Genomic DNA, 24,711 nt, shown 5'->3' on the forward strand with positions numbered 1-24,711 from the left:
AAAGTTGACCGGAAAGGGATCGGGTGTTGGCGTGTCGGGATGGACGAACACCCCTCCTCCTTAACCGAGTGGCATTGTCCCATAGCCCCATGCCTCCGCCGCCCGTTTAGAGACGGATGCCAGATCCGGATCCTGCCCACTCGTTGTCTGATGACCGGTCGTGCTGTTTGCGATAATCAGGAAATGTCCGATGTCATGCCCGCCCTTCTCCCGCCAGCGCTGCGGGTCTGTGACCTTGTCGGTGTGGTCGCGCCGTCCTGGTGCGGCCCGGCGGCATTGCCGCGACCGTTCGAGCGGGGTCTGGCGGCGCTCGAACACGCCGGATACCGCGTCCGTGTCATGCCGAACGTCCACGGCCAGGACTGGGGATGGGCCTCAGGAACGGCCCCGGCGACACTCGTGGGCCTACTACAGGAAGCTGATTCTCGTCGTTGGTAGAGTGGAGCGGTGGTCCACTATCGACGCCGGGGCCTAGACCCGTTGTGTCATTCTCGGGTGAGACACCTGTGTCCTCCCAGGTCAGAAGGACTTTCCTGTGTCCCGCACCGGCTACCCTCATAGTAGGATCAGGTAACGCCCGAGATGAACAGCCCAGGCTGGCCGCGCGGTAGCCCGCCGGATCCTTTGGCCATGCTATAGGATGTGTGAGGTGGCCTTTCCCTGACAGCTCCTGATCGGTCGATGCCGGCGGCCTCCTTGCCGGCGAGGATTCTCCGCTCAGCTGCACGCCACCACCGGCCCATTGTGACAATCACCATGAATCGCCGAGGTTTACATGGCTGACAAGCGAGAACTGTTCGATGCTGTTGTCGAAATCCTCCGGCGTCGATATCAGATCTCTGGCCTGGATTCTACAGCTGGAACATTCGATCTTCGTGATGAGGATCGAGCGGTTCGCGTCACGCTTGAACTGAATCTTCTGAAGGAGTACTTCAACTGGCTGGACGAGGAGAATGCCATCCTCGGTCTTGCCGAAGCGCAGGGGGATGAGCGGGACCGAGTCCGGTTGCAGTACATCATCATGCAGATTCAGGAATATTTCGACTCGGACATCTTCTTGTCGCTTGTCGAGATCCGGCTCGACCGGTCAGCTGATGGTCGCGTCTCTCTTGTCCGTCGGCGAGGCCCCGAACGTAGATCATTTCCGTCAGCAGGCGCGGAAGGTGGCTATTGGTCGTCCGACAGACCTGGCACCTGAGAGCACGTCGCACCCATCGAAGCGAGATTGGCGCGGCCCGCAATCGGCTCCTCGCCGAGCCGTTTGCGGGCGTGCTATCCCGCCGGTAGTCGGGATCTCCCGGTCATGCCATGAGCCGAACGTGCGCAGCCCGGCGACGGGCTTCTCTTGGACTTCCTCGTGGTCTCGCCCATCGAAGCAGCCGGATACCGGAGATCCATGCCGGGCGCGAGCGGCGACGATGAACTTAGTACCGCTAACAGGTCCCGGACGTGGGATAGACGGTGATAACACGGCCATCCGTGGCATTGTAGATCATCATGAAGCGCTTCTGCCACACCTGGCGACCATTTCCATCCTGCGCGTACAGCAGCCGATCTCGGCAGCCGGTATTCTGGTCGACGACGACGTGGTCGGGATCTTTAGTGTTGTAGTAGATGGCCCAGTGCACCAGGTCGCTCCAGTTGAGCCCGGCCGGTCTGGCCAGGTTCTGGAAATCGTCGTAGTGTCCGTCTTCTCCGTTGCCTCCGTTCTTTATGTGACGGTAACCCCAGCGGTTGTTGCCACATCGCAAATTGATGCCGCCGAAGTCGTAGACCATTTTTTGTTCGCTGGTTGACACGCCACACGCACCCCAGTTGGGCCTGGTTCCCAGCCTTTCGGCGTGCGCGGGTGCCGCCGCCAGCAGTGCGATGCCGAGGGAGAGTAGGAGTGGGAGTAGGGTGCGGCGTAACCACTTCACGGTGGTCTCCAAGACAGTATGGGTAATTTTTGGTTGTAATAAGCCTATTGGCGGAAACCCTACCGAGTTGTCGCTTCGGTGGTCAAGGCGCGCTCGGAATTGGCTTCGCTGGTTCGGGGCGTGCGGAGGGTTGGTCGGCATGTGAGCAGCCAGAACGCCGGCTAAGTTGTCGCTTAGCAAGCGGGCTGTGTGATCGTCTGCAGTCGGCGTGTCCCTTCCCCTCGAGGGCATCGGCGGGCCCGACTGACGGGCGGCGATCGACGGCAACCTTTCCTGCGACGGGCGGCATGTTTACGTTTGCCGGACCTGAGGTGTTCTATGCGCGGGCGATTCGATCGAGTCCGAGCAGGCTGTGGTCTCGGTACGGGTGCCGGCATCGTTGGCGGATGCGCTCAAGGCGCGCGCGGCGGCTGAGCACATCCCCACGTCAGCCCTGGTTCGGCGCATTGTCGCGCGCGGTGGAGAGCCGCGACGCGCCCGTGATGACCGAGGACCAGGTCGAGGAGATCGTGCGGAGGGTCCTGCGAGAGTCCGCCTGAGGGTTGTTTCCACTCCATCCTTCCGAGACTGGCTGGGATCAACAGATTCCGCTTGAGCGTGCCTTCGCTGCGCCGCACGAGCTGACTCGCCGCCTCGGCCGTCCCTTGGACGCCGAGGAACTGGCCACGTACGACCCGGACGCCCTGGGCGCGGTCTTCTCCCGAGTGCCAGCGCTCCACCGTTTCCCCGGCTCGATGGCGAAGCGGGTGCAGGCCATGTGCCAGCTCATCGTGGACACCTACGACGGTGACGCGGCCCGCGTATGGACGACCGCGGCCGACGGCAAGGAACTACTGAAGCGGGTGGAGGCGCTGCCGGGCTTCGGCCAGCAGAAGGCCAAGATCTTGTGGCGCTCCTGGGCAAGCAGCTGGGCGTGACGCCGCCGGGGTGGCGGGAGGCGTCCGCGCCGTTCGGGGATGAGGGCAGCTTCCGCTCCATCGCGGACATCACGGACGTCTCCACCCGCGACCAGGTCCGGGAGTACAAAAAGGCGACGAAGGCTGCCGCCAAGGCGCAGGCCGGCTGACGGGAGCCAGGACCCGTCACCGCCGGGCGGGTCGTGGCCGCGTCGCCCTGGTGGGTCCGGACGTTCGTTGTTTGTCCGACTTGATGCGATCAGCAGCTCCCGCTGGAGCGTGCGTTCGCAGCCCCGCGGGAGCTGACGCGATGAAGGCCGAAGCTGGGAACTGTCGCACGGGAGTCCTTCAGCAGCCGCCACTTTCCACCCTCGCCGGGTAGCCCGGGGGCGACATCCCCCGGGCTACCCGGCGTCGTTGTATGATCCGGACGGCTGCGGATTGACCTTGTCGGAATCCAGTGTGATGCCCTGGTCGACGAGCACGGGCATTGCTTCGAGCGCGCTGTCCGTAGTGATGCTTGCGATGCACTCAGGGCTACCACCGACATAAGTGGTCATAAGGTCGATGTCGGTGACCAGGCACCACGCCTGATCGTCAGGCCACCACAAATTGGCCCTTTGATCACCGGGCGAGTCCTCTACTGACCTGGCGGCTGCGGGCAATGGACCGGACAACAGCATCATCTCGCGACGCGGCATCGCCACTCTGGGTGCATGCCCCCAGCGTGCCTCGAGGCCGCCGAATCCTGACCACACGGCAAACCAGCATTCGTCGACCGTGGAGGTGTGCCGGGCCAACAGGTGCGCGAGACGTTTGGCCTGCGAAACAGGAAGCGATCCCACGGAAGGGCATTCATCCCAGACGTCATGCTGCGTATCACCGCGCGAGTACCGCCAGGAACCGGTGATGGACTCCCACTGCATCAACGGATGCGCGACCGTGCCATTCCGGTGCGCTACCTCTGCCCACTTCACTTCCTGGTCGCCCAAATACGCTGGATGGAAAACTCGAGCATACGCCAGGAAGCTGTTGGGCAACAGCGATCCAATCGTGTACTTGGCACCATTGGTTTCTGCGACAACCCAATCCCCCGGACTCCCGGAAATCGCTATTTCGAGGGCATTGGAGGAGATTTCAAACTTATCCACGGCTTCACGTCTCACGAGTTGGTCGACAGGAATATTCTAGCCGCCTCGGAGCGCTGGAGTTTTCCGGACGGCGTTTTTGGTACACCTCCAGGCTCCAGAACTACCACCAGGGCAGGATGCACGTAAACCGAATCATTGACCTCTTCTATTATAGCCGCCCGAACAGCCGCATGATCGCTTGAGTGTGTCTCTACCGCTATCCCTAGGCCTTCCCCTCCCAGTAACCCCGCGCGAGGTACGCGAAATGCAATCACATTTCCTGGCCTTACCCCAACAACCCGAGACGCAGCTTTCTCGACTTCGTCCGGATAGATGTTGCGTCCCCCGACTATGATGACATCTTTCGATCTTCCGGTGATCACTAGCTCGCCCTGGGTAAGATAGCCGAGATCGCCGGTTTGGAGCCAGCCGTCGGCGGTAAGGAGTTGCCTGCTCGCGGACGCATCGTCATGATAGCCGGTCGTTACTGAGGAGCCTTGGATCTGCACGTCACCGACACAACGCTCCGGGCACGGGCGCCCACTCACAGCGTTGACGATTCGCACTCTCATACCGTTCACCGGTTTGCCGAGGAGAGGCAGACGCCGAAACCTGCGATTTACCTTCCCCGAACCCGCTGTGGTAGGGTTATCATAGGGTGCCACCCCGCCTGATGGTTCTACCGGAACGGCTACCCCCCGCTGTGCGAGATCCTCTGCATCGACGGTTTCGCATCGCATGCCTCGCCCAGTAGGCGGCATAGTGACAGCTACAGTTGCTTCGGCCAGCCCATAGGCAGGAAGTATCGCTCGAGGATCGAAGCCATGGCGACCTGCTGCCACCGAGAAAGAATCCATGATTTCCGGATCAACTGGTTCGCCACCACACAGAGCGGCCCGCATGGACGTGAGGTCGAGCAGAGGACTGGTTTCGAGGTATTTCGCGGCCAGAGCATACGCGGAATTGGGCCCGACTGTCGATGTGGCTCGGAACCGCGAAATGTTTTCCATCCATCCGCTGGGCTGCGCTATATAGTCGGCCGGATTTGCGAGAATTACTTCGCAAGTGCCACAGCTCAGCGGAAGTATCAGGCCACTGACAAGACCCATATCGTGAGATAGAGGCAACCATGAATACATCTTCCCATGAATCGATTCATGATCCGTAGCGATCTTGATTGCGCCGACGTTTGCCTCGATGTTCGCATGGCTGATTCGTACGATTTTCGGCGCACTGGTAGTTCCACTTGTCAGTTGAAGGATTGCTGGATCCGCATCCGAGATTACCGGAGGATTCCATGCGTTCGAATTGACATTTATCGCCGTGTCGAACAGCTCGTCAAGGTCGGCGACGGTCCATCTGCTGTTGGTAAGTCTCTTTCCCAGATCTTTCCATGTGCTACCGACCAGCACAACGGGCTCGCCGATGGCGTCAAGACGACGGCGGGTCGCATCCAGGTAGTGAGCCGGACTTGCAGTCCGTGCCGGAGTTGGTGCGAAGGTGATGCTCGCTCCGGTAAGCCAACCTGCCACTGCAGCTGTGACTGCCGCTCTTGATGTGAGAGCCAGGACGGCAACGGGCCGTCCTGGGCCTGCGCCCTTTTGCTGAAGCACACTCGACAAACTTTTCGCCTGGGATATGAGGTCAGACCAGTCCACCTTTTGATTTCCATCAGGTGTCACGAAGGTGACAGAACCGGTGCCCTGACCGGCACGGTCGACTGCGTCGAAAAGGTAGACCATCGTCGTTACTTCCCCTGATCACATTTGTTGATGGCCGAAAGTGCTAGAGGTGCTCGTCATTAGATTCCAGGAGATCTTCGCGGAATACGGCAAGGACATACTTGTCCCAGAATCGTCCGTTATAATACTCGTGCCGACGTAGCCTACCTTCAACGTGGAAAAATGTGCCGGCTCCACTAGCGACCTGATCGTAATTGAACTCCAGCATCTCCATGTAGACTTTTCGGAGATTGAATCGCTGGAAGATGTTCTGAAGAAACAGTCTGACGGCGTTAATGGCTAGGCCGCGACCCATAAGGGCTGGGGTGAACATTGCGGCAATGTAGCCGTGACAGTTCGCGAGGTCGACTTCATGGCAGGTTACATGCCCCACGCGTTCGTTGTTCTCTCTGCTCCACACGGTGAATTGAGAAATTACGGGTACGGCGAGGTCCTGCTGGAAACTCTCAAATGTCGGTATGCCGCCACGGTAACGCCACCGGAATCCGACTGCGCTTGATGTCGCGAGATCGTACAGAAAAGGCAAATCTTGGTCTTGTATGGGGGCCAGCATGAAGCGACCATTGACCACTTTGGGCTCGAGGTCCGACCTTCTCTTCTTTTCCAAGTCGCCTGGAGATGGAATTGAGATGGTGGATATCGGGGAGCCGTCGCTCAATGCGATCTGCAGATGTGAAGCCTGTCGGTGCTTGCAGTAGTGGTGGTAGAGGTTTTCAAATGTTATGACGGTCGCTGTTATTGTCTCGCTGGGGAGTCTGGCCCCCATATCCTCGATCTTCGTGACAAGTACCAGCATCTGAAGAGAATCGAGATGCGGGTCTTTCCCTGCGAGAAGCGCTTCCCTGCTTGGGTCGTTGTCTTCAAACTTCAGGCTGGAAAGTAGTTGGTCGGTGAAATCCTGGTAGCTGAGAAGGTTCTTCGTCAAGGTTGTTTCACTGGCTTTCGGGGTGGGATTGACGTGGCCATGACAAGTAGGAGGTCGGCCTTCTTCCGGAGGCGCGACCTGAGCCGCAGGATTCGATGCGGCGGTACGCGGGAATCTTTGCTGGTCCCTAATGGCTGACCACCGGATAGGCTAGTCGCAGATGATCTTCGCGTCGTGTGGCGAGAATATTGTCGCGGTTTCCCAGACCGCCGGGCTGTAACCTGCCGGAGCTACGACCCTAGTGCGCCCGCCGGTCACGTAGGTCCCATTCGCGCACGGTACCGCGTGGTTACCTGACCATTGTGACTTATTGTAGCCGGTATTATTGTAGGCGCCAGGGAGAAGGTTTCCGTCGCGGAACAATGCAACACTCAGAAAGATGCTCTGCATTGGCGCCGTACACTTCACAGTCGCCGTGCCATTGACGCTTCCATTCACATGATGTGAATCATGAGGGTCGTTGACCTTGAGCTCACACGCGATGGTGCCTGCTGCTGCCGCGGTCACGCCCGGAGTTGAGCTGACGCTGGAGCTACGCGTGAAACTGAAGTTCTCGGAGTCAACCCGTCGCGCATTCTGCGGGATAGTCGTGGGAAGACCGGACGACGGGGACTCTGGGACAGCTGTGGCGGGGTCAACGAAGGAACTTGAGACGGCAACTGTCAGGGCAGCGAGGCTCGCTGCCATCGTCAGGGATCGCCTTGCCTGATTGTTCATAGCTCTCCTTGTTTTCGGTCGAGGAACCTGGGATATGGGGTCTAGAGATGCGTTGACAGCGAATGCTTTTGAATGAGCCTTTTCAATGTTGGTTTTCTGTGAGGACGAGGACGGCTTGAGCGATGTTCCCGACGCGGCGGGGGCAGCCGCGGTAGCGGTCGAAGATATGCCAGTTCTTGAGGACCGCGAAGCCGCGTTCTCCTGGTGATCGGGTGGCGGCGTGGGCGCGGTTGTCGTTTTTGTGCTGGTCGGTGAGGTCGCGTTTCGGTGGTTTTTTGTGGGGGACGAGGAGTCGGGTTCCTTCGCCGCCGACGTAGCCCTTGTCGGCGTAGAGGTAGAGTTCGGCGCGGTCGACGGTGTCCAGGATGTGGTGGGCGCGGGCGGCGGTGAGATCGTGGGTGCTGCCGGGGAGCCCATCGGAGATCCACAGGAGCCGGCCGTGTGGGTCGGTGAGGCCCTGCAGGTTGATCCCGTGGTACTTGTGCTTGCCGGAGTAGTACAGCCTGTTGAGGGCGCGGACCCGGTTGGTGCGGACCACGGTGCCGTCGAGGATGAGGAAGTTGCTGCGGGTCCAGGCGAACGTCCACACGGCGGCGAGCAGGCTGCGACCACGGGTCACGAGCAGCTCGACGGCTTCACGCAGGTAGTTGTGGACGGTGCCGACGCTGACCTCGAACCCTGCGGCGAGCCGTTCGTAGGTGTCGCCGTGACGCAGGTGTGCGAGCACGAGCAGGGCCTGACGTTCCGGCGGCAGCTTGCGCCAGGTCCGCCGGCGGTCGTGGTCGTCGACAAGCAGGCCGGTCAGGAAGTCCAGGGTCGCCCGCGGCAGGTCGATGACGCCAGGGTAGGTTAGCAACGGAAGTCCTCGGTCAGGGCACAGTGGAGTAGACACCCTGTGATCTACCGGGGACTTCTCTTGTTTCCCCGACTCCATCAACAACTTTTGAGCATGTGTCGGCGTGCCCGTCGAGGGGCGTGCGGAGCACCGGACGATCCACAGAAATCAGTTCGTAAATCCATCTCAAAAACTTTGAAAATGCTCAATGTACAGAAATAGTGTCACGGTCGCCGGTAGTTGGGGATATGTCGATCTGTCGGATGCGACGCGGGCGATCGAGAAGTCCTCCTTCGGTCCGTTGACCTGCATAAACTGGCGTGGGCATGAGGTCGCGTCGGTGACGTGATATGTGTCACGCTGACTGCTGACTGCTGACTGCTGACTGCTGACTGCTGACTGCTGACTGCTGACTGCTGACTGCTGACTGCTGACTGCATATTCGCACTATCTGGGCATAAGTCCTGGCGGTGTTCCGGTATGGCCGGCTTGTCGAGCGGCGGTTGGTGCCAGCGCGGCGGGCGTCGATGCGCGGCGCGGTAGTGGAGCTGTTCGCCGCCGGGACGGTTCGCCTCGTCTACCCGACCGGCGTTCGCGAGGCGCATCGTCGCGGCTTGGCTCCGGCTGTCGCTCCCGGCCTGCCCGTCGAGCCGCCGGCCGGCTGGAACACCGATGGGGTCAAGGCCCGTACGGCGGATGAGCACATCTCGACGTCGGCTCTGGTTCGTCGCATCCTGTCGTGCGCGGTGGAGAGCCGTGACGCGCCTGTGATCACCGAGGACCAGGTCGAGGAGATCGTGCGGAGGGTCCTGCGGGAGTCCGCCTGAGGGTTGTTTCCACTCCCTCCTTCCGAGATCGGCGGGGAGCAGCGAGGACCAGCCGAAGTGGTTGTCGGCCGGCGTCCACACGAACTCGCCGGCATAGGGGTGGGCTGGCCGGGAGGTACCGGTCCGGTCGTCCAGCATCGGGTAGATCAGGAGCTGGAAGCCGATGGTGATCTCGCCGCGGTCACGGGCGAGGATCGCCAGGCATGCCGCGAGGCCACCGCCGGCGCTGGCTCCGCCGACCGCGATCCGTCCGACGTCGACGCCGAGGCTCTCGGCTTCGGCATGCAGCCACCTCAGGACCGCGTAGCAGTCGTCGAGCGGGCCGGGGGCCGGGGTCTCAGGCGCGAGCCGGTAGTCGACGGAGGCGACGACGGCGCCCGTCGCGCTGACGATGCGCCGGCAGGTGAGGTCGTCGTTGTCAGCGGCGCCGATGACGAACCCTCCGCCGTGCATCCAGAGCAGCGCCGGGGCCGCGCCGTGGCTGCCCTTCGGCGCGTACAGGAGCACCCGCACGTCGGGGGTGCCGGCGGCGCCCGGCACCAGAACCTCGCGACGGTCGGTGTCCGGGTAGACGTCGGCCGCGACCGGAGCACCCTCGCGCACCCGGTTCATGGATGCCCGGATGGCGGGAAGGGTCTCGGGGCTGAACGAGAAAGGCGGGAAGACGTCGAGCGCCGGCGCGACTTCGGGGTCGACGAGGTGGCGGGTGCTCACGGTGCGGTCGGGTGACGTGGTTTTCGGTGTCGTAGTAGTCGGTGTCGATGCGGATCCGCTCAGGTGCATCACGGTCAGACTGCGATCTGGACTTCTTCGGGACCGCGCAGGCCGAGACCGCCGGTGTATTTGACCTCCTCGGCGAGGTGGAACTCGGGCAGCCGGTCGAGCAGGCGGTCGAGCCAGATCTGCATCTCCAGCCGGGCCAGGTTCAGACCCAGACAGACATGCATGCCGAAACCGAAGCCGAGGTGCTGGCGCGGCACCCGCGTGATGTCGAGTCGCTCGGGGTGCTCCCACCGCAGCGGGTCCCGGTTCCCCGCGCCGATCAACACCTTCAGCTCGGCACCGTTCGGGATCGGGATGCCCTCGATCCGCGCGTCGTTGGACTTGACGCGCCGGGGCAGCACCTGGACCAGGGTCTGCCAGCGGTGGATCTCCTCGATGGCGCGCGGGATGAGCGCGCGATCCGCCACCAGCATCCTGAGCTGTTCGGGATGTTGCGCGAGGGAGGCCAGCGTCGTGGCCATCAGTTTGGCCGTGGTCTCGTTGCCGGCGAAGACCAGCTGGGTGTTGCTGGCGATGATCTCCTGTTCGCTCATCTGGTCGGCGAATTCGTCGTGGACCATCATCGAGATCAGGTCGTCGCCCCCGCCGTGGGCCCGGCGGTCCTTGATGCTCTGCGCCATATATCCATTGAGTGCGGCCGTCGCGTCGCGGCCGCGCTGGACGACCGCCATACCCTCGGGGCTGGGATCGTAGGTGCCCGCCTGGGTGGAACCCATCGCGTCGCTCCACGCACTGAACTGGCGGTGCATCGTCTCGTCGATGCCCAGCATGCGCGCGATGACGAGAGTGGGAATGGCGCGCGTCATATTGGGAATGGCGTCGACCGTCTCACCCGCCCGAACGCGCTCCACGAAGGGGTCGACCTGCGCCGCGACCACCTCCTCCACCAGCTCTCGCTGGCTCCGCAGCGCGTCGCGCTGGAAGAAGCGGGACCATACTCCGCGCATCTGGTGATGACGGGTCGTGTCCAGCGCCTCCATGGTGACGCCGCCGAAGGCCCGGATGAACAGCTCCTGGAGGTCCTCCGAGCTGAACGTTTCGACGTCTGTCAGGGCCCGGGTGCAGTCTCGGTAGCCGGTGATCATGTACTGGTCGACGCGCTCGTTGTAGACGACCGGGCCGAGCGCCCGCCACCGCTCCATGGTCGGATAGGGGTCCTGTCCGAAGTCGTGGTCCATGAGGTCCTGGTCCACCGTCGGGCAGCCACTCGACGTGATCGCCATCGGTTCACACTCCATCTCTGACCGCAGCTGGTTCAACCTGAATGCGTTCCGCGGGTCAGCTGGCGTAGGGCGTTGACGCGGACCCTCCGTCCGGGCCCCGGCCACTGCCTCGCGCCAGCGCGAGTTCGCGCCCGGCGGCGGCCGCGAAGATCCCGGTATCGGAGCCGATGGTGGCCATGCGCACGCCCCGGTCGACCCAGCGCCCGGTGCTCGCCGCATCGAGCTGGTGCATGCCGAGCACGACGCCGGTCGCCTCGCAGGCACCCCGGATCCGCTCGATCGGCTCGACGAGCTGGTCGGTCGTGAAGGCCGCCATCGGGTTCAGACCGAGCCCGATCGACAGGTCCGCGGGCCCGATGTAGACGCCGGTGACACCGGGCACACCGACGATGTCCGCCACGTTCTCCAGGCCCTCCACCGTTTCGATCATGACGAAGATGCCGACCCGGTCAGCCATCGCAGCCAGGTCCGTCGATGGCAGCCCGGGGCGGATCGGGCCGAAGCTCCGCACACCGGACGGTGGGTAGCGCACCGCCCGAACGGCGTCGATCGCGTCCTCGGGCGAGCTCACCATCGGGACGATGACGCCGTCGACGCCGCAGTCCGCGAGCCGCGCGATCAGGGCGGAATCGTTCTTCGAGACCCGCACGATCGTGGGTGGGTCGTCGTCGCGGCCGCGGACCAGCAGTCTCGCGGCCTCGGCCTCGGTGAGCACCGAGTGCTGGCAGTCGATCCCGACGTAGTCAAAACCCGCGCGGCGATAGGCCTGCAGCGCGAACTCGTGTCCGGACGTCACCCAGCCGCCAAGGGCGACCTGGTCCGACTCCCAGATCGCGCGCAGTGAAGGGTGGGTCATTGCGGGACCACACTGTTGGCGGGGAGCAGCCGGCTCTCGTCGAGGTCCTCGAGCTTGGCGACTCCCATGAGAGTCATGCAGCGGGTGATCTCGTCGCGGAAGATGTTCGCGACGTGCTCGGCCCCGGCGGGGCCGGCGGCGGCCAGGCCGTACAGGTACGGGCGTCCGACGCACACGGCGTCCGCGCCGAGGCAGAGCGCCTTCACCACATCGGTCCCGCGACGGACACCGCCGTCGAGGAGGACCTGCGCGCTCCCGCCGACCCGTTTCGCGATCGCCGGCAGCGCGTCGAGCGCCGCGGGGGCGCAGTTCAGCTGGCGGCCACCATGGTTCGAGACCACGACACCGTCGGCACCGAGGGCGACCGCGCGCTGCGCGTCGTCCGCGTCCAGCACGCCCTTGATGAACAGCGGACCCTGCCAGTTAGCCCGCATCCAGGCGAAGTCGTCCCAGTTCAGCTCGGGGCGCATCATGCGGTACTGGGTGGTCAGCGAGGACACCGCCGCCCGGGCCCCACCGTTGTCGACGAGGTTGCGGACCGAGATGCGCTGGTGCCGGAGAAAGGCCGCCCACCACTTCGGGCGCATGGCCGCGTTGGCGACGCGGGCCGGCGTGAGGACCGGCGGGTTGCCCATGCCCCGCTTGCGCTCGGTCTCCCGATTGCCGTGGATGGGCACGTCGACGGTGACGAACATAGCGGCGTACCCGGACTTCCGCGCGCGTTCCATCAGCGCGGAGGTGAGGTCATGTCGGCCAGTGGCGAGGTCCGCCCAGGGGTACAGCTGGAAGAAGTGGTCGCGTTCCGTTCCGGCCGCGACCTCGTCGAAGGAATACGATCCCGCGGTGGTGACGATCGAAAGGGTCCCGGCCCGCTCGGCCGCCTGACCGGCGCCGAGTTCGCCGGTCCAGTGCGAGAGCCCGGCCAGGCCTGTCGGCGCGAACAGGACCGGCATCGAGAGGTCCTGGCCGGCGACCGTCACACTGATGTCCGTCGCTTCGTTGCCGGTCAGCACCTTGGTCCTGAGCATGTAGCGGTCGAACGCCGAGCGGTTGGCGTCGAGGGTCTCCATGCCCTCCGCGCCATAGTCCACATAGGCCCACACCATGTCGGGCACGGCACGCTTGGCTCGCCGGCGGTAGTCCTCGACGGTGATCGGTCCGGACCGCGACGACAGCTTGTACCGGAATGCGGGCACGGCGGGCCCCTCTCTGCTGGCGAAAGGCCGGCTACTTGACCGCGACGGGATTGGCGACGGACCCGACGCCACCGACGACCCGCAGGGGCGGGCCCGAGAAGAAGAAGTCCCACTGCCCGTCCGCGGCACAGTCCTCGGCGAGCGCCTCGAGGTCGAACATCTCCCCGAACATCATCCCGACGTCGCGGAGCAGGACACAATGCAGCGGGAGAAAGGCGCCCGCGGTACGCGACGGCTGGATCTCGACCCCCCAGTTGTCGGCGGCGACTATCGAGATCTCCCGCTCGCAGATCCACTGCGCGCATTCGAGTGCCAGGCCCGGATTGGCCGCCAGCCATGCCGGGGTCCAGCCTTCGACGAGGGACTTCCGCCGCCAGCCGGTCCGGAACAGCAGCGCGTCGCCACTGCCGACCCGCACACCCTGGGCCGCCTCGGCCCGCTCCAGCTCAGCTACCGTGATCGGGTCATCCTCCGCGCTGATCCAGTCCACCCCGCGCAGCCGCGCCAGATCGAGCAGAACGCCGCGCCCCACGGCTCCCGGCAGCACCGCCTCAATGCTGTTGCGGCTGGCGCCACCGCGAGCGGTCACGACCTCCGACGCGATCACGTCGTTGTAGAACCGGTCGTCGTAGCCGACGTGGGCGAGCGAGTCCCACTGCGACGCGCATTGCAGCGGCAGGGTCAGCATGTCGTCGGACACGACCAGGCCGTCCGGCGTGGTGAACTCCCCGGGCAGGATCGTCATGGCGTGGATCGGGTTGAACCGGCCCGCCCCCTGCTGCGGCCCGGTCGCGCCCAGCGGCAGGCTGAGCTCGAAGACCTTGCCAGAACGGATGGACGAAGCCGCGGCCCTGACCTTCTCCGGGGTGATGAAGTTCAGCGTCCCCCGCTGGTCGTCAGCACCCCAACGGCCCCAGTTGGACAGCCGTTTGCCGATCGCCTTGAAGTCCTCCACGCTACTCACCTCTCGACTAGTTGCTGCACCACTGAGGCTTCTGCGCCACCGGCTTTCGGGCCTCCGCGGGGGGCTGGCCCGACGGCCGACTTCGCCAGTTGTGGGGTCGGGGGAGACATCGCCTGATCGGTGCGTCGGAGGCTACGTCGGGCGGCACGCACGGTCAAGAACTGCGTTCTAGAACCCGGATCTACCATAGGTCGGAGCATCCTTCACCACCACGACCGGCCCACGCTGACCAGGAGAGCGACGAGCTCCTATGATCATTTCCGACCATGGCTACCCCCGAGCCGGCGGCGCGGCAGTGCCCGCTCCGGCGACCGGCCGCGGCTGAGATCCGTGTTCCCAACGGACGAGACCCCCGCGTCAGGCGCGCACGGCGTGCCGGCGGCGGCACAGAACTCGCACGCACAGGGAGGGCCACCCGTGGCTGCGAGGTGGACGCCACAACCGGCGACGGAGTTCTTCATCGGTCGCAGAGCCGCCTCGCAGGCCCAGATCGACAAATACAACAAGATCCTCGAGGCGGCCTACGAGCTGGCGGACAAGGGTGGGTACGACGCACTCCAGATGCGCGCGGTGTCCGACGTCAGCGGCGTGGCGCTCGCGACCATCTACCGGTATTTCAAATCGCGGGACTACCTGGCCTACATCCTGGGCATCTCGTGGATCGCGCAGGTGGTCGGCAGACACGGGCTCGCGCCAGAGAAGACCTCGTCGCTGCGCGCGCTCAGGCGAACCATCTACGCCTCGGCCGCGGACCTCAAGGAGCACCCGAACATGCTCCAGACATTCACGCGGTCCATGCTCACGTCCGATCCGCTCGTCGGCGACGATCGCAGGCACATCACCGCCACCTTCTCGTGGGGCGCGCCCAAGGGCGTCAGGCAGAAGGACTGGGAGACCATGACCTACTACATGGACCTGGTTTACTGGGCCGGGCTGCTGCGCTGGACCTACGGCCAGAAGGACTACGAAGGCATCGCGCGGGACGTCGACGGCGTCGCGACCATGGCCGTGAAAGCACTTGAGATCTTCAAATGATTCACGACGGCGCATCCTCGTCAACGGGGCCGCCTGCCCGCCATCATCGATCTTGATGGCATGCCATCGCCACCAGCCTCGCGAGCCGTTCCGGGGACGGATCCTCCCACCGTAACCTGGCAGCGCAGAACGCCGGATGCCGAGATCGTGAGATGAGGTCGGAGAGGTGCGGGTCCTACTGCCGCCGAGCGAGGCGAAGGCCGCCGGTGGCGACGGACCGTCGCTGCGGACGGCCGGGTTCGGTGACAGCATGCTCGCGGGAACCCGCGCCGAGGTCGCGCGGGCGGTCACGGCGTTCTGCCGGGCCGACCCGAACGCGGCGATCGTCGCGCTGCGACTGCCCGCCTCACGCGCGCGGGCCGACCTCGCCACCAACACCGCGATGCTGGACGCACCGACGATGCCAGCGCTCGACCGATTCGTCGGAGTGCTCTACCAGGCGTTGGATCCGGCGACGCTGCCACCCGCCGCGCGCGCCGCGGCCGGCCACACCCTGTTCGTCTCCAACGGGGTGTTCGGCCTGCTCGGCGCGGCCGAGCCGGTGCCCGACCATCGGGTCGCCATGGCGGCGACGGTCCCCGGCCTCGGCGGCCGTACCGCACCGACCGTGCTCGCGGCCCTCTGGCGCGCCCGGCTCGGACCAGCCCTGCCCGACCTGCTCGTCCGGGCCCCGGACGCCGTCGGCGAGCACCTCATCGTGGACCTCCGCTCCTCGGACTACGCGACCGTGCCCTCCCTCGCCGGACCGATGCGCGCCAGCGCCCTGCCCGTGCGCGCTCTGACCGAGAAACTCATCGACGGGCACTGGCTGCGCCGTCCGCTCAGCTACCAGGCGAAACAGACGAAAGGCCGGCTGACCCGCGCACTTCTGCTCGCCGAAACCGACGGACGTCCGGTCAAGACCGTCGACGATGTGGCCGAGGCAGCCGAGTCCGCTGGCCTCGTCGCCGAGCCACGCGGTACCCCGACCGCACCCACCCTCGACGTCATCACCCGCTGGAACCCGACCACCTGAACCTCGGCCAGGTCTGACGGGTGATCACGCGACGTCGAGCCGCGCGCAATGCCTGGCGGATGACGTCGCTGGCGTTGGACTTGACGATGGTGATGCCGGCGTCGGCGATTCATGCCCCGTGCTTTCCTGGAGACCTGGCTCCATCCAGATCGAGGTCCAGGATCCTGCATAACTGGAATATCCGCCCAGGTCAGAGCTTGATTTCCGCCAAGATCCTGGATGGCAAAGTGGCTCGTATCGGCGTCGTCGCCGACCCGGCGCACTCTTTACGATCGTGCCCGCTCGCATGTCACGGCTCACATCGCTGGTGCATGTCGGGGTGACGTCAATCTAGGGTGACGAAGGCCTTCCGGGCGACATGCCTACCCAAGTAAATGAGTAGATGACTCTCGCCATCTCCACTCGCATACGGGGTGGACGCCGAATTCTTGCTACCACGATAGTTCTGGTAGTCTTCTCCGGTGCGGCCGGACAGGCGGTTTTGATAGGTGGCGCCCGGTGTATGTTTCGACCGGTCGAGAGCCGGCATAACCGCCCGCTTCCGCGGGTTTTCCTCGGGTGGGGAACTGCTGCTGCTCCGGGATTCGTGGACGTCGTCGAGATGTTCGCTGGCACCGTTATCGGGTGCCCACCAACGCCACGCGGGGCCGCGAGCATGCGCGCGCGTTACCTGGCCGGCAAGATCAGCTTTGTCAATGTCGGGTTGGAAGGTCCGCGGGCCACCACGAACCGGGTTCGCGGCGACTACGACGCGGTCATGGTCGAGGTGCGGTCGTTCCAGGATGCCGGCCTGCCGTTGTCGCTGTCGGCGGAGGTCTACCGCTCGACGCTGATCCTGCCACTGGAGAAGGGCAACGCGCTCGACCTCGCCGCGCATGAGTTCAGCAGTCCGGAGGAGGCCACGGCGACGTTCGCCCGTTTGACGGAGCTGCGGGCTGTGCACGGCTGGCGCCCAGCGCTGCGGCTGACGGCGTGGACCCCGGACACCGAAGGTCACATGATCGTCATTGGGCTGCCAAGTATTTGGGCTGGCCGGGGGACGGCGGCACCCCGTGCTACCTACCTGTCCGCGCGTCTGATCGTCCGGACGGCCTCGTCCAGTTCGGCGTCCATCTTCGGGGTGTCGAGGAGATCGATCGTCGCGGGCGCGTCGCGGAGCGGGGGCCGGCCGGAGGGGATGCCGCCGACGGCAGCGCCGTCCGACGGCAGCCATCCGTGGGCCACCGCCCAGGGCGCACTGGCGAGGCGGTTGAGCAGGGGGCCGGTCGCCGCGGTCGTGAACACGGCCATCACCACCAGCGCGGTGAACGTCGTCCTGTCGAGGACCTTGAGGTCGAGCCCGATCTGGGCGACGACGATCTCGGTCAGGCCGCGGGTGTTCATCAGTGTCGCGAAGACGGCCGAGCCACCCCGGCCCAGTCCTGAGGCGAGCGCCGCGCCGCCCGCCCCGACGGCCTTCCCACCGCAGGCGACCGCGGTGATCAGGAGGATCTCCACCAGGCCCCGGGCGCCGAGGGTGCGCAGGTTCACCGACAGGCCGGCGGTGACGAAGAAGAGGGGCAGCAGGATGATCCCGAGCCGTTCGACGTCGAGCGACAGGTTCGGGGCCGCCCTCGCGACGCTGTCCCGGGGCAGGACGGCGCCGAACGCGAACGCGCCGAACACCGGATGCAGGCCGATCTCGGCCGTGGCCCACGCCGACAGCAGCACCCCGACGACGACGAACGACAGGATCGTCGACGTCCTGGTCCGCTCGTCGGTCCTGAGCGAGACGCGGGCCAGCGCCGCGCGGGCGGCGGGCGCCACGACCAGGCTCAGGGTGGCGACCAGGCCGGCCAGTTCGCCGATCATGCGCAGGAAGGCCCCCGGCCCGTGCGACTTCACGATCGCGACGACGACCGCGAGCATGCACCAGGCCACCGCGTCGCCGATGATCGCGCAGGTCAGGGACATCCGGCCGATCGGCGAGTCGTTCATCCGCCGTTCGACCAGGATGCGGGCGAGCACCGGCAGCGCCGTGATGGACAGGGCCGTCCCGAGGAAGAGCAGGAACGGCAGCGTCCGGACCGGGTGGCCGTCGATGCTGTGATGCCAAGGGTGCAGAGCGGCGGCGGCCCCGAGGCCGAAGCCGAACGGCAGGATGATCGACGACGCGGACATCGCCGCGGTCACCCGGCCGGCCCGGCGGACATGCCCCAGGTCGTGCTCGAACCCGACGACGAACATGAACAGCACCAGCCCGAACTGGGCGAGCACGCTCAGGTGCGGACGGACGTCGGTCGGGAACAGCCGGCCCGGCAGGTCGCCGGGCAGCAGGCCGAGCAGGCTCGGCCCGAGCGCCAGGCCGGCCAGGATCTCGCCGATGACCACCGGTTGCCGGTAGCGGCGCACAGCCCGGGCGAACAGGGTGCTGACGACGATGATGAGCGCTGCGTCGGCGAACACCACAGCCACGACGTGGTCGGGATTGCTGGCTGAGCTCACGGCGGTCCTCTCGGAACTTCCGGTGGCGTCAGGAGCGGGGCAGCGCCGCTTCGGCACCGAGGTCGTGCTGGTCGGTGGCGCAGCGCAGGAGCAGACGGGCCCAGTCGTTCGCGTCGGTGGCGAAGAACTCCTTGCTGTCCAGCTCGATTGCCAGGTCCTTGCGGGTGCGGCTGACGAGCTCCATGACCATCAGGGAGTCCAGGCCCAGTTCGAGGAGGTGGTATTCGCCGGCCAGGTCGGCTTCGGTCAGTTGCAGGATCTCGGCCAACTGCCGGCGGACGTAGGTGTCGACGACGTCGAACCGTGCGGCCGCACCGGCGTTGGCGATCGCGGCCAGCACGGCCGACGAGGCACTGTCGCCGACCTCGTGCGCCTCGGCTTCGATCTCGGCGAGTATCGGCCGGTCGGACCTCGCCTCGATGATCGACTTGTAGCGGCTCCAGTCGGCCGCGCACACCACGGCCTGCGTCTCGTCGGACCGCAGCAGCGAGCCGAGTACGGCCAGGCACTGGTCGGCCGGCAGCAGCCGCAGTCCCACCGAGCGCAGGAAGGCCGTCACGTCGTCGCCGAACAGGCCGGACGCGAGGTTCCACGGACCCCAGTTCGTCGTCAGCGCCGGCCGTCCCTCGGCCCGCCGGTGGAAGGCGAGGCCGTCGAGGAAGCCGTTGGCCGCCGCGTAGCTGGCCAGATGCTGCGACCCCCACACCGAGGCGATCGACGACAGCGACAGGAAGAAGTCCAGGTCGGCGCCGGCGGTGAGCTGATGAAGCAGCCAGCCGCCGACCACCTTGGGCTCCCACACGACCTCGTACTCGTCGTCGTTGATCTCGCGGAGGAAGCGGGGGAGGGAGACGCCGGCGGCGTGCACGACGCCGCGCAGCGGCCGGTGGGCGTCATCGGCGCTGGCGACGGCCGCGGCCAGCGCGTCCCGGTCGGTGACGTCGGCGGTGGCGAGTTCGACCTCGGCGCCCAGCGCCTCGATGGCCCGCACCCCGTCGACACGCGTTCTCGCGGCCGGCGACAGGTCCGGGTCGTCCCAGCGGGAGCGGTCCGGCGGAAGCGTCCGGCCGACGAGGACGACGCGGCCGGCGCCGTGGGCGGCGAGCCAGTGGCCGAGCGCCAGACCGATGCCGCCGAGACCGCCGGTCACCAGGTAGCTGCCGTCGGCCCGCAGGTCGGGGCGGCGGCGCAGATCCTCCGGGTCGCGGGGCCGGTGGTGGAGGCGGGCGAGGAGCCGGCGGCCGCCGCGCAGCGCCTGCTGGTCCTCGCCGTCGGCGGCGGTCAGCAGGTCGGCCAGCGCGGCCGCTTCACCGCTGGCCATCCCGTCGGTGGTGGTGCCGTGGGTGGCCGACCTGTCGGTGGTCGTGCCGTTTGTGGTCGTGCCGTTGGTGGTCGTGGCGTCGGCGGGCGCGGTCCCGGTGTTCGCGGTCGGCGCGTCGGGGTCGAGGTCGACCGCCCGGCCCCACAGATCCTGATGTTCCAGGGCCACGACCCGGGCCAGCCCCCACAGCGGCGCGGCGGCGACCGTGTGGGTCCGCTGGTCGGCGCTGGCGGGCTGCGCGCCCCGGGTGACCACGGACACCCGGACCGGTGGTCCCGACGGTGCCTCGGCGAGCGCGCGGACGATGCTGATCAGCAGCAGCTCGGCGCGGGACCGCGCCTCGCGCAGGGAGTCGGGTGTCGTGGCCTCCGGCCGCGGGGCGTCGAGACCGGTCAGCAGGACCGCCGTGCCCGTCCGTTCGACCGTGGCCCGCCAGTCCCGCAGGGCCCGCGCCGCGGCCTCGGCCTCGGCCTGCCGCGCGCCGCTGCCGTCCGTGGGCACGTCCACGGTCCGGCAGCGGGCGCCGCGTTCGGTGAGCTGGACGGCGAGCCGCCGCGCCAGGCCGCCACGGTCGGCGAGGAGCAGGAAGTCCTGGCCGGCGACGTCGGCCGGCTTCCACGCCGGGGACGGCGTCCATTCCAGCCGGTAGAGCAGGTCGCGCGGGGGTTCCCAGGCGGGCGGTGCCGGCCGGTCCGCCGCGGGCAGCGCGCGCAGCCCGCGCAACGCGCCCACCGCCCGCCCGGACGCGTCGAGCAGATCGACGTCGACGGGCTCGCCCCCAGGCCCGTCCGACCCGCTCGCCACGGACGGCCCGGCCGGCCGCAGCCTCAACCGGCGCACGGCCTGGGCCGCCCCCCCCGCCGCGTCGAGCGCCACCGCCTCCCACCCCCCGCCAGCGACGGCAGCGGCCTCGGCGGCGGCAGCGGTGGCGGCAGCGGTGGCGGTGGCGGTGGCGGCGGCGGCGGCGACGATCGTCGCCCAGGTCACGGAGGCGCCCTCGGTCAGGTTGACGTCGACCCCGACGGCGGCGGGCGACGGCGCGTCCCGCGCCGGCTCCGCCTCGTACCGGGCACCCACCCGGCGCAGCTCGACGGTCCCGTGGGTCCGCCAGGGCGCCGCGGCGGCCTCCTCGGCGGGCTGGATCGACCGCAGGGACACCGTCGCCGTGCGCTGGTCGATCCGGTCGAGGACGAGCTGGACGGTCAGGGCGGCCGCGGCGGCGGCCGGCACCTGGTCGAGCAGGCGGGCCGGCCCGGCCGACCACTCGCCGCCCAGGGCGTCGCGGGCCGCGGCCAGAGCGGCGTCGATCAGCCCGCCGAGGGCCACCGGGCCGGCGACCGGCGGGTGGTCCGCCGCGGCCGGGCTGGCCGCGAACAGACCGGGCGGGGCCGCGTCGGCGGGGAACTCGTACGTCGGCGCGGCGGTGCGCAGCCGCCGGCCGAGCGCGGGCACCTCCACGCCGGCGGGCGCCGGCGGCGTGCCCGGGACCGGCGCGGCCACGCGGAACCAGAACCGTTCCCGTTGCCATGGCGTGGTCGGCAGCGGCACCCGGCGCGCCGGCCGGCCCTCGCGCACGGCGTCCCAGTCGACGGCGAGGCCGCGCAGATGCAGCGCACCGGCGGCGAGCGCCAGGGTCCGCTGGTCCTCGCGGCCGCGCCGCAGCGAGTGGATCCACAGGCAGGACGGATCGTCCAGGGTGCGTGCGCCGAGGCCGGACAGCACCGGGTGCGGTCCGAGCTCCAGGAAGGTGCGGATGCCGTCGGCGTGCAGGGACCGGACGGCGTCGGCGAACCGGACGGGCGACTCGGCGTGGCGCACCCAGTAGTGCGGGCCGACGTCGTCGGGCGACCACGGCAGCCCGGTCAGGTTCGAGATCAGCGGGATCGTCGGCTTCTGATAGCTCAGGCCGGCGAGGACCTCGGCGAACCGGTCCAGCATCGGGCGTACCAGCGGCGAGTGGAACGCGTGGGAGACGGTGAGACGCCGGCTCTTCGTCCCGCCGGCCCGCAGCGCCTCGACCACCGCATCGACGTCGTCGGCCGGTCCGGCGACGACGACGTCCTGCGGCCCGTTCACCGCGGCGACGGCGACGGTCGCCGCGTAGGGCGCCACGGCCTCGCGGGCGGCCCGCTCGTCGCAGGTCAACGTGACCATCACGCCGCCGGCTGGCAGGTCCGCCATGAGCGCGGCGCGGTGGCAGACCAGCGTCACCGCGTCCGGCAGGCTCAGCACCCCGGCGAGGCAGGCGGCGACGATCTCGCCGACGCTGTGGCCGGCGAGGGCGGCCGGGCGCAGCCCCCAGGCCATCCAGGTCCGGGCCAGGGCGTACTCCAGGGCGAACAGCGCCGGCTGGGTGTAGCGGGTCGAGTCGATCAGGCCGTCGGTGGCGGCCGGCCCCGGACCGTCGACGTCCTGACCGGGCCAGACGACAGCGCGCAGGGGGCGGTCGAGCAGCGGGTCGGCGAGCGCCGCGCACTCGTCGAACGCGGCCCGGAAAGCGGGTATCGCGATCAGCTCGCGGCCCATCCCGGCGTACTGCGCCCCCTGGCCGGTGAACAGCCAGGCCACCCGGTGGGCCCGGTGCGACGCCAGGGTGCCCGTCACCAGGCCGGGTGCCCGCTCCCCGCGGGCGTGGGCGGCGAGCCCGGCGGCCAGCTCCTCGACCGACGATCCGCTGACCGCCAGGCCATGCGAGGCCCGCGCCCGCCCCGACTGGCTGGTGAACGCCAGGTCCGCCGCTGTCAGACCGGCGGCGTCGGGGGACGCCAGATGTTCCGCCCAGTGGCCGGCCAGCTCGGCCAGCGGCTGCGCGCCCCGGGCGGTGACGACGACCGTCTCGACCGGCGGCGCCGCGGCCTCGCCGCCGCCCGCCGCGTCGGCTCGCGGCGGGGGCGCGGCGATGATGGCGTGCGCGTTCGTCCCGCTCGCGCCGAAGCTGCTCACCGCCCCGATCCGCGGGCGGTCCGCGGACGCCGGCCACGCCTCGCCGGCGACCGGGACACGGATGTTCAGCCGGTCCCAGTCGACGTTCGGGTTCGGCACGGTCAGATGCAGGTGGGGTGGGACGTGCCCGTGGTTGAGCGCCAGCACCAGCTTGATGACACCGGCGATACCGGCCGCCGCCTCCAGGTGACCGATGTTCGTCTTGACCGAGGAGACCAGCAGCGGCGATGCGGCCGGGCGGTGCCGGGCGAGGACGGCCTGCAGGGCGCGCAGCTCGATCGGGTCCCCGAGCGACGTCCCGGTGCCGTGCGCCTCGACGTAGTCGACGTCGGCCGGGTCGGTGCCGGCCTGGGCGAGCGCGGCCTGGATGACCTCCTGCTGGGCCGTGGGGTTGGGGACGGTGATGCCGCTGCTGCGGCCATCATGGTTGATCGCCGAGCCGCGGACGACGGCCAGCACCCGATCGCCGTCGCGTTCGGCGTCGGCGAGCCGGCGCAGGACGACGACACCCGCCCCCTCGCCTCGGCCGTAGCCGTCGGCGGAGGCGTCGAACGTCTTGCAGCGGCCGTCCGGCGAGAGCGCCCGGAACTTGCTCATCAGCAGGAAGCCGTACGGCATGAGCATGAGGTTCACCCCGCCGACCAGCGCCATGTCGCACTCCCGCAGGCGCAGGGCCTGACACGCCTCGTGTAGCGCGACCAGCGACGAGGAGCAGGCGGTGTCCATCACCTTCGCCGGCCCGCGCAGGCCCAGCGTGTAGGCGACCCGGCCGGCCAGGAAGCTCGGCTCGCCCATCAGCTGGTAGCCGTCGACGTCGTCCGGGTCGCCTACCTGCTGGCGCATGCGGACGTAGTCGGTCGTGGTGACGCCCAGGTAGACGCCGGTACGACTGGCCTGCAGCGAGTCGGGGGCGTAGCCGGCCCGCTCCAGCGCCTCCCAGACGACCTCCAGCATCAGCCGGTGCTGCGGGTCGATTCCCACGGCCTCGCGGGGCGAGATGCCGAACGCGGCCGGGTCGAACTCGTCCACCCGATCGAGGAAACCGCCGCGGATCGAGTAGGCCCGGCCGGGCACGTCCGGGTCGGCGTCGTAGATCGCCCGTGCGTCACCGCGGTCGAGCGGGAACTCGCGGGTGGCGTCGGTGCCCTCCGCCAGCAACCGCCAGAACTCCTCCGGGCTGTCCGCGCCGGGCATCCGGCAGGCCAGCCCGACGATCGCCACCGGCTCGGCGTCACCCCCGGCACCCGGCCGCCCGCGCGCAGGCGCGGCGGCGGCCTCGCCCCGGAGACGCTCGATCGTGCGCAGCGCCTCGATGAGCTGCCGGCGGGTCTGGCTCGACACGTTGGCGGGCGGCCGCCCACTGCTGCTGTCCATTGCGGATCTCCCTAGTCGCCGAGCAGGGCCCGGGCGCCGTCGAGCGCCTCGCCGAGACGGCTCATCAGCTCGTCATCCGTCAGGTCATCGAAGGAGTCGAGGTCGGGTTCGGGTGCCGGCCGCGTGGGCTCCTGCCGGGTGACGGACGCGGACGCGCCGTCCGCCGCCGACATCTCGTCGAGCAGGTGTTGAGCCAACGCCCGGGTCGTCGGGAACTCGAAGGTCAAGGTCGGCGGCAGCGTGGCGCCAAGCGCCCGACCGGCCCGGGATGTCAGGTTGACGGCCATCACCGAGTCGAGGCCGAGGTCGAAGAAGCCCTGATCCGGCCCGACCTCGTCGTCGTCGCTGCCGAGGACCTCGGCGACCTCCCCGAGCAGGTACTCCAGCAGCCGGTCGGCCCGCTGGCCGGCGGGCAGGCCGAGCAGTTCGCGGCGCAGCGCGCTCGCCGTGGGGGGGGCGCCCGCCGGGGGCGCCCGGGGGGCCGGGGCCGGCCGCGCGGGGGGGGGGGCCGGGGGGGGGGGCGGCG

19 protein-coding genes are annotated in these 24,711 nt (G+C 67.8%); 6 read left to right on the top strand and 13 right to left on the bottom strand.

Annotated elements, in window-relative coordinates; genetic code table 11:
* Positions 1-775: 775 nt before the first annotated feature.
* Entirely contained in the window at positions 776-1,198 is a 423-nt protein-coding gene (locus tag MXD60_RS25630; RefSeq protein WP_248822153.1) for a hypothetical protein, read from the top strand.
* A 235-nt stretch (positions 1,199-1,433) separates the two neighbouring features.
* Here MXD60_RS25630 and MXD60_RS25635 read toward each other — a convergent pair whose 3' ends face one another.
* Positions 1,434-1,778 (bottom strand): hypothetical protein, encoded by a 345-nt coding sequence (locus MXD60_RS25635; protein ID WP_248822156.1) that lies wholly within the window; start codon positions 1,776-1,778, stop codon positions 1,434-1,436.
* A gap of 508 nt (positions 1,779-2,286) precedes the next feature.
* Between MXD60_RS25635 and MXD60_RS25640 the strand changes: the two genes are divergently transcribed.
* From MXD60_RS25640 to MXD60_RS30530, 3 genes are read left to right on the top strand one after another with little or no spacing between them, the layout of a single operon-like run.
* A complete protein-coding gene (locus tag MXD60_RS25640; RefSeq protein ID WP_248822185.1) occupies positions 2,287-2,514 on the top strand; it encodes a hypothetical protein in 228 nt (75 codons plus the stop codon).
* Positions 2,462-2,836 carry an HhH-GPD-type base excision DNA repair protein gene (locus tag MXD60_RS30525; protein ID WP_308222608.1) on the top strand — a complete coding sequence of 125 codons (375 nt, stop codon included), beginning with the start codon at positions 2,462-2,464 and terminating at the stop codon, positions 2,834-2,836. The genes MXD60_RS25640 and MXD60_RS30525 overlap by 53 nt, the downstream gene beginning before the upstream one ends.
* Entirely contained in the window at positions 2,833-2,985 is a 153-nt protein-coding gene (locus MXD60_RS30530; protein ID WP_308222609.1) for a hypothetical protein, read from the top strand. The genes MXD60_RS30525 and MXD60_RS30530 overlap by 4 nt, the downstream gene beginning before the upstream one ends.
* Before the next feature lie 234 nt (positions 2,986-3,219).
* Here the strand turns inward: MXD60_RS30530 and MXD60_RS25650 are convergent, their stop codons facing one another.
* From MXD60_RS25650 to MXD60_RS25690, 9 genes are all read right to left on the bottom strand, one after another.
* On the bottom strand, positions 3,220-3,966 hold the full coding sequence (locus MXD60_RS25650) for a hypothetical protein (protein WP_248822157.1): 747 nt from the start codon (positions 3,964-3,966) through the stop codon (positions 3,220-3,222).
* A gap of 11 nt (positions 3,967-3,977) precedes the next feature.
* The gene (locus MXD60_RS25655; RefSeq protein WP_248822159.1) at positions 3,978-5,687 is read right to left on the bottom strand and encodes an AMP-binding protein; all 1,710 of its coding nucleotides are present in this window, start codon (positions 5,685-5,687) and stop codon (positions 3,978-3,980) included.
* 43 nt (positions 5,688-5,730) lie between these two features.
* The gene (locus MXD60_RS25660; protein WP_248822161.1) at positions 5,731-6,612 is read right to left on the bottom strand and encodes a GNAT family N-acetyltransferase; all 882 of its coding nucleotides are present in this window, start codon (positions 6,610-6,612) and stop codon (positions 5,731-5,733) included.
* 799 nt (positions 6,613-7,411) lie between these two features.
* On the bottom strand, positions 7,412-8,185 hold the full coding sequence (locus MXD60_RS25665; protein ID WP_248822163.1) for a transposase family protein: 774 nt from the start codon (positions 8,183-8,185) through the stop codon (positions 7,412-7,414).
* Positions 8,186-8,388: 203 nt separating this feature from the next.
* Entirely contained in the window at positions 8,389-9,705 is a 1,317-nt protein-coding gene (locus tag MXD60_RS25670) for an alpha/beta hydrolase fold domain-containing protein (protein ID WP_248822165.1), read from the bottom strand.
* Between the two features lie 74 nt (positions 9,706-9,779).
* A complete protein-coding gene (locus tag MXD60_RS25675) occupies positions 9,780-10,859 on the bottom strand; it encodes a cytochrome P450 (protein WP_248822167.1) in 1,080 nt (359 codons plus the stop codon).
* A gap of 193 nt (positions 10,860-11,052) precedes the next feature.
* Positions 11,053-11,853, bottom strand: coding sequence for an HpcH/HpaI aldolase family protein (locus MXD60_RS25680; protein ID WP_248822169.1), 801 nt, complete (start codon positions 11,851-11,853; stop codon positions 11,053-11,055).
* On the bottom strand, positions 11,850-13,049 hold the full coding sequence (locus MXD60_RS25685) for an alpha-hydroxy acid oxidase (RefSeq protein WP_248822171.1): 1,200 nt from the start codon (positions 13,047-13,049) through the stop codon (positions 11,850-11,852). The genes MXD60_RS25680 and MXD60_RS25685 overlap by 4 nt, the downstream gene beginning before the upstream one ends.
* 31 nt (positions 13,050-13,080) lie before the next feature.
* On the bottom strand, positions 13,081-14,013 hold the full coding sequence (locus MXD60_RS25690) for a cyclase family protein (protein WP_248822173.1): 933 nt from the start codon (positions 14,011-14,013) through the stop codon (positions 13,081-13,083).
* A 417-nt stretch (positions 14,014-14,430) separates the two neighbouring features.
* On the opposite strand from MXD60_RS25690, the gene MXD60_RS25695 reads away from it, so the two are divergent.
* Positions 14,431-15,048: a TetR family transcriptional regulator gene (locus MXD60_RS25695; RefSeq protein WP_248822175.1), complete on the top strand. Its 618-nt coding sequence runs from the start codon at positions 14,431-14,433 to the stop codon at positions 15,046-15,048.
* A gap of 166 nt (positions 15,049-15,214) precedes the next feature.
* On the top strand, positions 15,215-16,063 hold the full coding sequence (gene yaaA / locus MXD60_RS25700; RefSeq protein ID WP_248822177.1) for a peroxide stress protein YaaA: 849 nt from the start codon (positions 15,215-15,217) through the stop codon (positions 16,061-16,063).
* Positions 16,064-17,122: 1,059 nt separating this feature from the next.
* Here yaaA and MXD60_RS25705 read toward each other — a convergent pair.
* The 3 genes from MXD60_RS25705 to MXD60_RS25715 all read right to left on the bottom strand — a co-directional run.
* Positions 17,123-18,547, bottom strand: coding sequence for a cation:proton antiporter (locus MXD60_RS25705; RefSeq protein ID WP_248822179.1), 1,425 nt, complete (start codon positions 18,545-18,547; stop codon positions 17,123-17,125).
* A 28-nt stretch (positions 18,548-18,575) separates the two neighbouring features.
* Entirely contained in the window at positions 18,576-24,185 is a 5,610-nt protein-coding gene (locus MXD60_RS25710; protein WP_248822181.1) for a type I polyketide synthase, read from the bottom strand.
* An 11-nt stretch (positions 24,186-24,196) separates the two neighbouring features.
* On the bottom strand, positions 24,197-24,711 hold a 515-nt coding region (locus MXD60_RS25715), incomplete at its 5' end, for an acyl carrier protein (RefSeq protein ID WP_248822183.1).

It is taken from the genome of Frankia sp. AgB32, assembly GCF_023243045.1.
Classification (GTDB): Bacteria; Actinomycetota; Actinomycetes; order Frankiales; family Frankiaceae; genus Frankia.